This window comes from Pseudomonas sp. QTF5, from assembly GCF_000512695.2.
Lineage (GTDB): Bacteria > Pseudomonadota > Gammaproteobacteria > Pseudomonadales > Pseudomonadaceae > Aquipseudomonas.
The window spans coordinates 39,984-53,023 of sequence record NZ_AZRW02000024.1 but is presented as its reverse complement, the minus strand read 5'-3'; the positions used below and the strand labels follow the sequence as shown (position 1 = coordinate 53,023).

Genomic DNA, 13,040 nt, shown 5'->3' with positions numbered 1-13,040 from the left:
TTGCCTCGATTGCTGCTAATGATAGTCATTTTGGGAAAATCTCCAGCAATCGTGACGCTATCTTGTCCAGTGGGCGAACTTCCACAGCCGCGTCGATGGCGGCGGCCGCCTTCGGCATGCCGTACACCGCACTGCTTTGTTGGTCCTGAGCGATGGTCAGGTAGCCCTGTTGGCGCATGAGTTTAAGCCCCTGCGCGCCGTCGCGCCCCATACCGGTCAGCAGAACGCCCACGGCGTCACCGCTCCAATAACTGGCCACACTCTCGAAAAACACATCGATCGAAGGCCGATAGATCTCATTAACCGGTTCGGCGGTGTAGGCCAGGGTGCCGTTTTTCAGCAAGCGAATATGATGATTGGTACCGGCCAGCAGGATCGTGCCGCTTTGTGGCGGTTCGCCTTCCTGGGCCAGGCGCACGTCCAGGCCACTGGCGCTGGCAAGCCATTCGGCCATGCCGGCGGCGAACACCTGATCCACATGCTGGACCAGCACGATGGCCGCCGAAAAATCTCGAGGCAGGCCCTTGAGCAGCACTTCCAGCGCCGCCGGCCCGCCAGCGGATGAACCGATGGCCACCAAATGCTGGCGCGAGGACGAGTGGCGGTGCGAGCTCGGTGCCGATCGCACCCGATTGCTCTTGTCGCCGATCAGCCAGCCAATGTTCATGATCTTACGTAGCAGCGGTGCGGCGGCTTCCTGAGGATTGCCGCCCCCTATAGCCGGGGTATCAACCACATCCAGCGCGCCGTAGCCCATGGCTTCGAACACCCGGTGCACATTCTGCTCGCGGTCGACAGTGACAATGACAATCGCGCATGGAGTCTCGGCCATGATTCGCCGGGTCGCTTCCACACCGTCCATCAACGGCATGATCAAATCCATCAGGATCAGATCCGGGATGTATTCGGTGCAACGTTGCACCGCCTCGGCCCCATTGCCGGCGACCCAGATCACCTCGTGCGCCGGTTCGAACGCCAAAGCGCGGCGCAAAGCCTCTACCGCCATGGGCATGTCATTGACGATAGCGATTTTCATGCCCGCGCGCCTCCAATGAGCTCAACCACTGCATCCAGCAAAGCGTCATCATGAAAACTCGCTTTGGCTAGATAATAGTCGGCTCCGGCGTCCAGGCCACGGCGGCGGTCTTCTTCACGATCCTTGTAGGACACCACCATCACCGGCAGAGATTGCAGGCGGGTATCGCGACGCAATAAAGACACCAGCTCGATGCCATCCATGCGCGGCATGTCGATGTCGGTGATCAGCAGATCGAAATCCTCCGAACGCAGGGCGTTCCAGCCATCCATACCGTCCACCGCCACCGCCACGTCATAGCCGCGATTGAGCAGCAATTTGCGCTGCAACTCACGAACGGTCAGCGAGTCGTCCACCACCAGAATCCGTTTACGCGCCGCTTCCACGGCCAGATTGGCATGCCGGGCAATGCGCTCCAGACGCCCGGTATTGAGCAGTTTGTCCACCGAACGCAGCATGTCTTCGACGTCGACGATCAGCACCACCGAGCCGTCATCGAGCAAGGCTCCGGCGGAAATGTCCTGCACCTTGCCCAGGCGCTCGTCCAGCGGCAGCACCACTAGCGTCCGCTCGCCGATAAACCGCTCGACCGCCACCCCGTAGATCGCCTCGCGCTCGCGGATGACCACGACTTTGAGGGTCTGCGCGTTGTTCTGGCTCGCCGGACGATGCAGCAGCTGACTGGCGGCGACGAGCCCGACATGCCGACCTTCGTACCAGAAGTGCTGCCGGCCTTCGACCTGCACGATGTCCTCCGGCTCCAGGTCGCACATGCGCTCGATGTGCGCCAGCGGGAAGGCATACGCCTCGTCACCGACTTCCACCACCAGACTGCGCACCACCGACAACGTCAGCGGTACTTCAAGATGGAAACGACTGCCCGCGCCCGCCGTTTGCTCCAGCACTATGGCACCGCGCAACTGACGGACCATGTGCTGAACCGCATCCAGGCCGACACCGCGCCCGGAGACTTCGGTGACCGTGTCGCGCAGGCTGAAACCGGGCAGAAACAGGAACGTCAGCAACTCTTCTTCGCTCAACTGGGCTGCGGTTTCGGCTGGGGATAGCTGCCGCTCGACAATGTTGCGACGGAGTTTTTCCAGATCGACGCCATTGCCGTCGTCGCTGAGTTCCAGCACCAGCAGACCCGCCTGATGGGAGGCTCGCAAACGGATCACGCCTTCTTCCGGTTTGCCGGCCAACCGCCGCTGCTCCGGGGTTTCGATGCCGTGATCCACCGCATTGCGCAGCAGATGCGTCAGCGGCGCTTCGAGTTTTTCCAGTACGTCGCGGTCGACTTGAGTCTTGTCGCCCTCGATCTCCAGCCGCACCTGTTTGCCAAGGTTGCGGCCGAGATCGCGGACCATGCGCACTTGCCCGCTCAGCACGTCGGCGAATGGCCGCATGCGACAGGCCAGCGCCGTGTCATACAACACCTGCGCGCGCTGGCTGGCGTGCCAGGCAAACTCATCGAGCTCGGCGTTTTTCTCCGTCAGCAATTGCTGGGACTCCGCCAGCAATCGGCGGGCATCGCCCAAGGCTTCCTGAGCTTCGAGGCTCAAGGCATGGTCCTTGAGATGGACGTTGAGACTTTCCAGCGCCCGCAGGCCGTTGCTCTGCATGCGTTTAAGGCGCTGCATGGTGGCCAGATGCGGCTTTAGCCGCTGGGTTTCCACCAGGGATTTACTCGACAGGTCGAGCAGGCTGTTCAAGCGCTCGGCCGTGACGCGCAATACGCGTTCGCCACTTTCGGTGGTGCGTTTAGCCATGGGCGCTGGCTCGGCGGGCGCTGTCGAGGGAGCTTCGGTGGTGGCCGGCATGGGCGGCTCAACCTTGGGCGTCGGCGGTTCCAGCTGAAGTTCTGCCATCGGCGGCGTCATGGGGGCAGTGGCCGCCATGTGATCAAGCAGCCGTCCCATCAAGACGACGTAAGCTTCGATATCCGCAGGCGCCGGAGCGTTGCCCGGGGTCGCAATCCGCATCAGCAGATCGGTGCCTTGCAACAGTGCATCAATGTGTTCGGGCCTCAGGTACAGGCGCCCTTCCTGGGCGCTGACCAGATAATCTTCCATCACATGGGCGACGCTGACCCCGGCATCGACACCGACAATCCGCGCCGCGCCCTTGAGTGAATGGGCCGCGCGCATGCACGACTCAAGGTAATCGGCCTGGGTTGGATCGCGCTCAAGCGCCAGCAGACCGGCGCTCAGCACCAGGGTCTGGGCCTCGGCTTCGAGGCTGAACAGCTCCAGCAAAGAGGCGTCACGCATTTGCTCGGGGGTCATGTGAGGCTCCGGGTCACGGCGGCCGACAGCTGCTCTTCATCCAGCCAACGCAGGCTGCGACCTTTGAATTGCAAAACGCCACGGGTGTATTTGGCGCTGGCCTGGGTGCCGGACTGAGACGCCGCATCGAGAATGCGCTCGTCGATGGCGTGAATTCCGTCCACCTCATCCACCGGCACCACCACCGGCCCGCCGTGGGCGGCGATGATCAGCATCCGCGGCATCACACGCGCGCCAGACGCCCCGCCACTGGTGCCGTCGAGCCCCAGCAGCTCCACCAGCGACAGACATGCCACCAAGGCACCGCGCACATTCGCCACGCCGAGCAACGCCCGGGAGCGCTGATGCGGCAAGGAGTGAATCGCCTGCAGCGGCGCCACTTCGACCAGGCTGCGGGTGGCCAGGCCCAGCCATTCTTCGCCGAGGCGAAACATCAGCAGCGAGCGGGTTTTCACATCGCTCTCGACCACGGTCGAGACCTGCTCGCGGTCGTCCTGCTGCAACGCATAGCGGTCGAGCAAGCGCGTGGCAGCGGCAGAATACACCGCGCAATTGCGGCAATGAATGTGCTCGATCAGCAATGGGCAGGACTTGTCGCCGTGGATACCGATGCGGTTCCAGCAGTCGTCGATGGCCTGGGCATCTTCATGGGTGACGCTCAAGGTGTCGGCGGCGTTCATCGTTTACGCTCACTGTCTGCGGCGCGCTCGCTGCGGGCGGCGCGGGCCTGCAATCGTCTGGCACCGGCCGTGTCGCCCTGGGACTGGAGCAAGGCGGCCAAGTGCATCAATGCGTCGGGGTGTTGCGGTTCGAGGTACAACGCCTTGCGATAAAACCCTTGGGCCTCGAGAGCGCTGCCGGCGATATCGCTGAGCAGCCCCAGCCAATAGAACACCTGGGCCACCGGTTCGTGACTGCGCAAAAAACTTTCGCACGCGGCGCGGGCCTCGGCACTTTTGCCTTCGTTGGCCAGCGCGGCGATGTTCGCCAGCAGCGTGGCGGCGTCCGAAGGGATGGTTTTCGAAAGGTTGGCGGCGACCTGAGGCATCGGCACGACCGTCGCGAAAGGCCGACTGCGCACTGGCGGCGGTGCCACACTGCGCACCGGTTGTTGCACCGGCAGTGGCAGCGGCGTCGGCACGAAGGACGCAAGCGGTTCGGGCGCACTTTGACGACTGAAGGCAAACGACTGCGGGATACCAATCGAGCGCATGCCGAAACGCCCCAGCAGACTGCCCTCTGCCGGGCCGATAAACAGCACCCCGTCGACGTGGGTCAGGCGCTTGAGCACTTCGAACACTTGCTGCTGGGTCGGCTGATCGAAATAGATCAGCAAATTGCGACAGAACACGAAGTCATATGGCGGCTCACTGGCCAGCAAGGCCGGATCCAGCAGATTGCCGACCTGCAAACGCACCTGCTCAAGCACGCGCCCGCTAAGACGATAGTTGTCGTTTTCAGCCGTGAAATGCCGCTCGCGAAAGTCGATGTCCTGGCCGCGAAACGAATTTTTGCCGTACAGCGCGTGCCTGGCCTTTTCCACTGACAGCGGGCTGACATCCATGCCGTCGACTTTGAACTGGTGCGGCGCCAGCCCGGCATCGAGCAATGCCATGGCGATGGAGTACGGCTCTTCGCCGGTAGAACACGGCAGGCTGAGAATCCGCAGGGCGCGCATGTTATTGATCGCCGCCAGCCGCTTGGCCGCCAGTTTCGCCAGTGTGGAAAAGGATTCCGGGTAACGGGAAAACCAGGTCTCAGGGACGATTACCGCTTCGATCAGCGCCTGCTGTTCATCGCGCGAGCCCAGCAAGGTGTGCCAGTACTCATCGGCCGTCAGCGCCCGAGCCGCCGTGCAGCGCTGGCGCACAGCACGTTCGATGATCGCCGGGCCGACCGAGCCCACATCCAGGCCGATTCGCTCTTTGAGGAAATCGAAAAACCTTTGATCGCTGCTCATCCCTGCTCCTCAAACTGCGCCAAGTCCAACGGCGGCGAGGGAAACAACAAGGCGCGAACCTGTTCGTCCAGCAAATCGGCAACTCGCACCCATTGCAGTAAACCCAGGGCATCTTCACGCACCGGGCCCAGGTATGGCGCTTGGCGATTGTCCAGGCCATAAGGCTGAAAATCCGCCGGGTTGCAACGCAATGTGTCGGTGGCCTGTTCCAGAATCAGCCCGAGCAATTGCGCAGGCGTCGCCTCATCCGGCCGATAGTGCACCAGCACCAGCCGCGTGCTGGTGCGCGCCTGGGCCGGTTGGCCGAACGTCAGAGCACTGAGGTCGATCACCGGCACCACCGCGCCGCGATAGGCGAACACCCCGGCCACCCAGTCCGGCGCCCGGGGAATGGGTTTCAACGGCAGCTGCGGCAGCACTTCGGCCACCTCGATGGCCTGCAAGGCGAAACGCTCGTTGCCGATGCGGAATACCAGAAACAACGACTGTTTCGCCGGCATCACCGTGCCGCGTTTGGCAGCAAGTTCGCTCATCAGACTTTGAATCGCGAGACGCCGCCACGAAGCCCTACAGCCACCTGGCTCAGTTCATCGATAGCGAAACTGGCCTGACGCAGGGACTCGACGGTCTGGCTGCTGGCATCGCCCAACTGCACCAGTGCGTGGTTGATCTGCTCGGCGCCGGTGGCCTGGGCCTGCATGCCTTCGTTGACCATCAACACCCGTGGTGCCAGCGCTTGAACCTGATGGATGATCTGCGACAGCTGCTCACCCACCGACTGCACCTCGGACATACCACGACGCACTTCTTCGGAAAACTTGTCCATGCCCATGACCCCGGCCGACACCGCCGACTGGATCTCGCGCACCATCTGTTCGATGTCGTAGGTGGCCACAGCGGTTTGGTCCGCCAGACGCCGCACTTCGGTGGCGACCACGGCAAACCCGCGACCGTATTCACCGGCCTTCTCGGCTTCGATCGCGGCATTCAGAGACAACAGGTTGGTCTGGTCGGCGACTTTGACGATGGTCACCACCACCTGATTGATGTTGCCGGCCTTCTCGTTGAGGATCGCCAGTTTGGCGTTGACCAGATCCGCCGCGCCCATCACCGAGTGCATGGTGTCTTCCATGCGCGCCAGGCCTTGTTGACCGGAACCGGCCAGCACCGAGGCCTGATCGGCGGCGGTGGAGACTTCGGTCATGGTGCGCACCAGATCCCGCGAGGTGGCGGCAATTTCCCGCGATGTCGCACCGATTTCGGTGGTGGTGGCGGCGGTTTCGGTGGCCGTGGCCTGCTGCTGCTTGGACGTCGCGGCGATTTCCGTGACCGACGTGGTGACCTGCACCGAGGAGCGCTGCGCCTGGGACACCAGCGAGGTGAGCTCGGTCATCATATCGTTGAAGCCGGTTTCCACCGCGCCGAACTCGTCCTTGCGATCAAGATCCAGGCGACTGCTGAGATCGCCGGTGCGCATGATTTCGAGGATATCCACGATGCGATTCATCGGCGCCATGATCGCGCGCATCAGCAGCAGGCCGCAGAGGCCGGCGACGATGATCGCCACCAGCAAAGAGATGCCCATGCTGATTTTGGCGGCCGTCACCGCTTCGCCAATGGCCAGCGTGGCTTCTTCCGCCAGATCGTGATTGCGCTCGATGAGGCTATTCAACTGCTTGCGCCCATTGACCCAGGCCGGTGTAAGCTTTTGCTCCAGAGCAAGACGCGCCTGTTCGTATTCCTTGCGCTGATAGAGGTCGAGAACGTTCGTCATTTCTTTATTGAAAGTCTGATGACGCGCTTCGAACTCGTCGAAGATGGCCTGATCGTCCGCCTTAAAAATGGTCTTGCGGTAATTGGTCATTTGCTCGTTCAAGCGCTCTTCGAAGCTCTTGTACATGACCTGGTCGGCAGCGGTCATTGCGCGATTTCCGGAAAGGCCGACAATCTGCTGGGTCAGGTTATAACTGTCGACCCAGGCGCCGCGCATCATCGAACTGAAATACACCCCGGGAACCGCATCGGTACGGACCTTTTCTTCGCTGGCCTCGATCTTCATCAGCCGGGAAAAGGACGCCACGACCATCAACAACATGATCGCGATAATTACCGCAAAGCTCGCCAAAATGCGTTGGCGCAACGTCCAGTTCTTCACAGTCAGTCCTCGGTGCGGTTCAAATTGCGGAGGAGTATAGCTGAGGGTGGTGCTTCATTTATCAGGCGCTGAGTTCCGCTTCTCATCCTGCCGACAAAAAGCCGGGATTCGGCAGAAACGGACCGTGGATCGGTCATTGGGGAAAGTTGTCGCGGTCGAAGACGCCATCGCGAGCAGACTCGCTCCCTCACGTTGATTACTGTCGCGCACAGACTGTGTATTCACTGCAGATCTATTGTGGGAGCGAGCCTGCTCGCGATAGCGTCCACCCAGTGAAAAATCTGTTGCCTGGCACACCGCCTTCGCGGGCAAGCCTCGCTCCTACGGATCAGCGTCGACGACAATCGTGTGTTCGAATTCACTGTAGGAGCGAGGCTTGCCCGCGAAGGCGGTCTGAAGACCTACACCGAAGCCTGTCGCACCTGCTTCTCCAACTCCGCCTTCAACCCCGGTTCCAGCTTCAACTGCCGCGCCAGTTCATCCAGGTAGGACTTCTCCATGAAGTTCTCCTCATCCACCAGCATCACACTGGCGATGTACATTTCAGCCGCCATCTCCGGCGTGCTGGCAGCGCGGGCGACGTCGGTCGGGTCCAGCGGTTTGTTGAGTTCGGCGTGCAGCCAGTGTTGCAGCTCCTGATCATTGTCGAGCTTGGTGAACTCGCCTTCGATCAATTGACGCTCACGCTCATCGACATGACCGTCGGCCTTGGCCGCGGCCACCAACGCCTTGAGGATCGCCTGGCTGTGTTGCTCGACCAGGGCCGCCGGCAAGCGATCGATAGTTTGCGGCTCGGTTGTGGCTGCGGTGCCCTGCTGGGCCTGCCAGTTGCCATAGGCCTTGTAGGCGATCACGCCCAATGCCGCGAGACCGCCGTAGATCGCCACTTTACCGCCGACCTTGCGCACCTTCTTGTTGCCGAGCAACAGGCCCATGGCACCAGCCGCCAGAGCACCGCCGCCAGCGCCGGACAGTACACTGCCGAGGCCGCCCGAACCACTGGAGCCTTTGAGCAAACCGCCCAAACCACCGCTGGACGCTTTGTTCTGGGTACCGCCGGCCTTGTTCTGCAACAGATCCTGACCGGATTTGAGTAGTTGATCGAGCAATCCACGAGTGTTCATTTTGCTGCCTCCACGAATTCGGGTTAACCGGATCTTTAAGGCCCCCAGCCTAGATCGAAAGTGCCCGACATCTCTTCATGAGAGTGCTTCCAGATGTTGCTCACATTTAGGCAAACCGGCGGGAACGCCCTCCATGCGCTCTATTTCATCAAATGCAGCCTTTGGGATTTGTCGACCGTGAAACCGCGCACTAGGCTGGATAAATCCATAAGACAGCCCGGCCTCAGTCTGCCTCTCACAAAGCGCACTAAGCTAATAACAAGCCACTCACGGCGCATCACCCCGTTCAACATTGCCCCGACCATAATTTAAAGAAGAGGGTTCACCCATGCTTGTGCACAAGACCGCACTGCTCAGTGCAATCACCACGGCCCTTCTTGCCAGCGCCAGCCTGCAGGCCGCCGAACCGCTGAAAGCCGTCGGCGCCGGCGAAGGTCAGCTGGATATCGTCGCCTGGCCCGGCTATATCGAACGGGGTGAAACCGACAAGGCCTACGACTGGGTCAGCGCTTTCGAGAAGGAAACCGGCTGCAAGGTCAACGTCAAGACCGCCGGCACGTCCGATGAAATGGTCACCCTGATGACCAAGGGCGGTTACGACCTGGTGACGGCGTCCGGCGACGCCTCCCTGCGCCTGATCGCCGGCAAACGTGTGCAACCGATCAACACCGCACTGATCCCCAATTGGAAGAATCTAGACCCGCGCCTGAAGGATGCACCGTGGTATGTGGTCGATAAACAGACCTACGGCGCTCCATATCAGTGGGGTCCGAACGTGCTGATGTACAACACCAAGGTGTTCACGCAACCGCCGACCAGTTGGGGCGTGCTGTTCGAAGAGCAGAAGCTGTCCGACGGCAAATCCAACAAGGGCCGCGTACAAGCGTATGACGGCCCGATCTATATCGCGGATGCGGCGCTGTACCTGAAAACCGCCAAGCCGGAACTGGGCATCACGGATCCGTACCTACTCGACGAAAAACAATACAAGGCCGCTCTCGATTTGCTGCGCGCCCAGCAAAAGTTGATCCATCGCTATTGGCACGACACCACCGTGCAAATGAGTGACTTCAAGAACGAAGGCGTGGTGGCGTCCAGCTCCTGGCCCTATCAGGTCAACGGGCTGATGAACGAGAAACAGCCAGTTGCCTCGACCATTCCGAAAGAAGGCGCCACCGGGTGGGCCGACACCACTATGTTGCACGCCGAGGCCAAGCACCCGAACTGTGCCTACAAGTGGATGGACTGGTCGCTCACGCCGAAGGTCCAGGGTGATGTGGCGGCGTGGTTCGGTTCGTTGCCGGCGGTTCCGGCGGCGTGCAAGGAAAGCGAATTGTTGGGCGCCGAGGGTTGCAAAACCAACGGTTTCGACCAGTTCGAAAAGATCGCTTTCTGGAAAACCCCGCAGGCTGAGGGCGGCAAATTTGTGCCTTATAGCCGCTGGACCCAGGATTACATTGCGATCATGGGCGGTCGCTAACACCAACTGATCGTTCCCACGCTCCGCGTGGGAATGCATCAACGGACGCTCCGCGTCCATTCGCAGAGCTGACGCAGAGCGTCACGGGCTGCGTTCCCACGCAGAGCGTGGGAACGATCATCAATGGAGATTTCAGAAGTCCAGGCAAGGCCACAGTGACGACCCTCGCCTTTTTGGAGCTCCGCACCATGACGCTTGCAGTCCAGTTCACCAACGTTTCCCGTCAGTTCGGCGAAGTGAAGGCCGTTGACCGGGTTTCTATCGATATCCAGGACGGCGAGTTCTTTTCCCTGCTGGGCCCTTCCGGCTCGGGCAAAACCACCTGCCTGCGCCTGATCGCCGGTTTCGAACAACCGAGCACCGGCTCCATCCGCATTCATGGCGCCGAAGCCGCCGGGCTGCCGCCTTATCAGCGCGACGTGAACACCGTGTTCCAGGATTACGCGCTGTTCCCGCACATGAACGTACTCGACAACGTCGCCTACGGTTTGAAAGTCAAAGGCATCGGCAAGACCGAACGCCATAAACGCGCCGAAGAAGCCCTCGACATGGTCGCCCTCGGCGGCTACGGCGAGCGCAAACCGGTGCAACTCTCCGGTGGTCAACGCCAGCGTGTGGCCCTGGCCCGCGCATTGGTCAATCGCCCTCGCGTGTTGCTGCTCGACGAACCTTTGGGTGCCCTCGATCTGAAACTGCGCGAGCAAATGCAAGGCGAGCTGAAGAAGCTGCAACGCCAGCTCGGCATCACGTTTATCTTCGTCACTCACGATCAGACCGAAGCGCTGTCAATGTCCGACCGCGTGGCGGTGTTCAACAAGGGCCGCATCGAACAAGTCGACACGCCGCGCCATCTCTACATGAAACCGGCGACTACCTTTGTCGCCGAATTCGTCGGCACTTCCAATGTGATTCGCGGCGATCTGGCCCGGCAGTTGAGCGGCAATCCACAGCCGTTTTCGATCCGCCCGGAACACGTGCGTTTCGCCGAAGGTCCGCTGGCCAGCCACGAAATCGAAGTCAGCGGCCTGCTGCACGACATCCAGTACCAGGGCAGCGCCACCCGCTATGAACTGAAACTTGAAAACGGCCAGACCTTGAACATCAGCCAAGCCAATGTTCAGTGGCTGGACGTCAGCGCGCAACATCAGACCGGGCAACGCATCAGCGCTCGTTGGGCGCGCGAAGCGATGATCCCGCTGCACGACCATGTTGTGGGCGGGGTGTGAGATGAACAGCATGGCCGCTTCTCAAACCCCGGCCAGCGGCTCGCCGTTGCGCCGGTTTTCCAACCTGCTGTACCGGCGGCCGAACCTGTATCTATCGCTGCTGCTGGTGCCGCCGCTGCTGTGGTTCGGCGCGATCTATCTCGGCTCGCTGCTGACCCTGCTGTGGCAAGGCTTCTACACCTTCGATGACTTCACCATGGCGGTCACCCCCGACCTGACCTTGGCGAACTTCGCTGCGCTGTTCCAGCCGTCGAACTTCGACATCATCCTACGCACCCTGAGCATGGCCATCGTCGTGTCGATCGTCAGTGCAATCGTGGCGTTTCCGATTGCCTACTACATGGCGCGTTACACCACTGGCAAGACCAAGGCGTTTTTCTACATCGCGGTGATGATGCCGATGTGGGCCAGTTACATCGTCAAGGCCTACGCCTGGACCTTGCTGCTGGCCAAGGGCGGCGTGGCGCAGTGGTTCGTTCAGCACCTGGGGCTGGAACCGGTGTTGCAGTTCGTGCTCGGGATTCCGGGCGTCGGCGGCAGCACCTTGTCGACCTCGCATCTGGGACGGTTCATGGTGTTCGTCTATATCTGGCTGCCGTTCATGATCCTGCCGATCCAGGCTTCACTGGAACGCCTGCCGCCGTCGCTTCTGCAAGCTTCGGCGGACCTCGGTGCCAAGCCGCGTCAGACCTTCATGCAAGTGATTCTGCCACTGTCGATTCCGGGGATCGCCGCCGGTTCGATCTTCACTTTTTCGTTGACCCTGGGAGACTTCATCGTGCCGCAACTGGTGGGCCCGCCGGGCTACTTCATCGGCAGCATGGTCTACGCCCAACAAGGGGCAATTGGCAACATGCCGATGGCGGCCGCCTTCACGCTGGTGCCGATCGTGCTGATCGCCATTTACCTGTCCATCGTTAAACGTCTGGGGGCTTTCGATGCGCTCTGATGCTTCATCTCAAGATCGGGCATCCCTGGGCCTGCGCATAGCCGCCTGGGGCGGGTTGATGTTTTTGCACTTCCCGATCCTGATCATCTTCCTTTACGCCTTCAACACCGAAGACGCAGCGTTCAGCTTCCCGCCCAAGGGCTTCACCCTGAAGTGGATCGGCGTGGCGTTCTCGCGTCCTGACGTACTGGAAGCGATCAAGCTGTCGCTGCAGATTGCGTCCGTCGCAACGTTGATTGCGTTGGTCCTCGGTACGCTGGCGTCGGCGGCGTTGTACCGCCGGGATTTCTTCGGCAAGCAAGGCATCTCGCTGATGCTGATCCTGCCGATTGCCTTGCCCGGGATCATCACCGGTATCGCCTTGCTGGCGACCTTCAAGACGCTGGGGATCGAGCCTGGGATGTTCACCATCATCGTCGGTCACGCGACCTTCTGTGTGGTGATTGTCTACAACAACGTCATCGCCCGGTTGCGTCGCACTTCTCACAGTTTGATCGAAGCTTCGATGGACCTCGGCGCCGACGGTTGGCAGACCTTCCGCTACATCGTCCTGCCGAACCTCGGCTCGGCGATGCTGGCCGGTGGCATGCTGGCGTTTGCCCTGTCGTTCGACGAAATCATCGTCACCACCTTCACCGCCGGCCATGAACGCACCTTGCCGCTGTGGCTGCTCAACCAGCTCAGCCGCCCACGGGACGTGCCGGTGACCAACGTCGTCGCGATGCTGGTGATGATGGTGACCATGCTGCCGATCCTCGGCGCCTATTACCTGACCCAAGGTGGGGAAAGCGTTGCGGGCAGTGGCGGGAAATAACGGACAACGAC

11 protein-coding genes are annotated in these 13,040 nt (G+C 61.1%); 4 read left to right on the top strand and 7 right to left on the bottom strand.

Going from position 1 to position 13,040, the window contains the following annotated elements; translation table 11 throughout:
• Positions 1-25: 25 nt before the first annotated feature.
• The 7 genes from IC37_RS18755 to IC37_RS18725 all read right to left on the bottom strand — a co-directional run bounded on the left by IC37_RS18755 (position 26) and on the right by IC37_RS18725 (position 8,560).
• Positions 26-1,036, bottom strand: a complete 1,011-nt coding sequence (locus tag IC37_RS18755; protein ID WP_030131161.1) for a chemotaxis response regulator protein-glutamate methylesterase — start codon at positions 1,034-1,036, stop codon at positions 26-28.
• On the bottom strand, positions 1,033-3,321 hold the full coding sequence (locus IC37_RS18750) for a hybrid sensor histidine kinase/response regulator (protein ID WP_030131160.1): 2,289 nt from the start codon (positions 3,319-3,321) through the stop codon (positions 1,033-1,035). Before IC37_RS18750 ends, IC37_RS18755 begins: the two co-directional genes overlap by 4 nt.
• On the bottom strand, positions 3,318-4,001 hold the full coding sequence (locus IC37_RS18745; RefSeq protein ID WP_030131159.1) for a chemotaxis protein CheW: 684 nt from the start codon (positions 3,999-4,001) through the stop codon (positions 3,318-3,320). Before IC37_RS18745 ends, IC37_RS18750 begins: the two co-directional genes overlap by 4 nt.
• Positions 3,998-5,281 (bottom strand): protein-glutamate O-methyltransferase CheR, encoded by a 1,284-nt coding sequence (locus IC37_RS18740; protein WP_030131158.1) that lies wholly within the window; start codon positions 5,279-5,281, stop codon positions 3,998-4,000. Before IC37_RS18740 ends, IC37_RS18745 begins: the two co-directional genes overlap by 4 nt.
• Positions 5,278-5,814 carry a chemotaxis protein CheW gene (locus IC37_RS18735; protein ID WP_030131157.1) on the bottom strand — a complete coding sequence of 179 codons (537 nt, stop codon included), beginning with the start codon at positions 5,812-5,814 and terminating at the stop codon, positions 5,278-5,280. The genes IC37_RS18740 and IC37_RS18735 overlap by 4 nt, the downstream gene beginning before the upstream one ends.
• Positions 5,814-7,436: a methyl-accepting chemotaxis protein gene (locus tag IC37_RS18730; RefSeq protein ID WP_030131156.1), complete on the bottom strand. Its 1,623-nt coding sequence runs from the start codon at positions 7,434-7,436 to the stop codon at positions 5,814-5,816. The genes IC37_RS18735 and IC37_RS18730 overlap by 1 nt, the downstream gene beginning before the upstream one ends.
• A 401-nt stretch (positions 7,437-7,837) precedes the next feature.
• Entirely contained in the window at positions 7,838-8,560 is a 723-nt protein-coding gene (locus IC37_RS18725; protein ID WP_030131155.1) for a tellurite resistance TerB family protein, read from the bottom strand.
• A gap of 328 nt (positions 8,561-8,888) precedes the next feature.
• Between IC37_RS18725 and ydcS the strand changes: the two genes are divergently transcribed.
• The 4 genes from ydcS to IC37_RS18700 all read left to right on the top strand — a co-directional run bounded on the left by ydcS (position 8,889) and on the right by IC37_RS18700 (position 13,029).
• Positions 8,889-10,040 (top strand): putative ABC transporter substrate-binding protein YdcS, encoded by a 1,152-nt coding sequence (gene ydcS, locus IC37_RS18715; protein WP_030131153.1) that lies wholly within the window; start codon positions 8,889-8,891, stop codon positions 10,038-10,040.
• Positions 10,041-10,228: 188 nt separating this feature from the next.
• Positions 10,229-11,266 carry an ABC transporter ATP-binding protein gene (locus IC37_RS18710; RefSeq protein ID WP_030131152.1) on the top strand — a complete coding sequence of 346 codons (1,038 nt, stop codon included), beginning with the start codon at positions 10,229-10,231 and terminating at the stop codon, positions 11,264-11,266.
• Position 11,267: 1 nt separating this feature from the next.
• Positions 11,268-12,215 carry an ABC transporter permease gene (locus IC37_RS18705; protein WP_030131151.1) on the top strand — a complete coding sequence of 316 codons (948 nt, stop codon included), beginning with the start codon at positions 11,268-11,270 and terminating at the stop codon, positions 12,213-12,215.
• Positions 12,205-13,029, top strand: a complete 825-nt coding sequence (locus IC37_RS18700) for an ABC transporter permease (protein ID WP_030131150.1) — start codon at positions 12,205-12,207, stop codon at positions 13,027-13,029. Before IC37_RS18705 ends, IC37_RS18700 begins: the two co-directional genes overlap by 11 nt.
• Positions 13,030-13,040 lie beyond the last annotated feature (11 nt).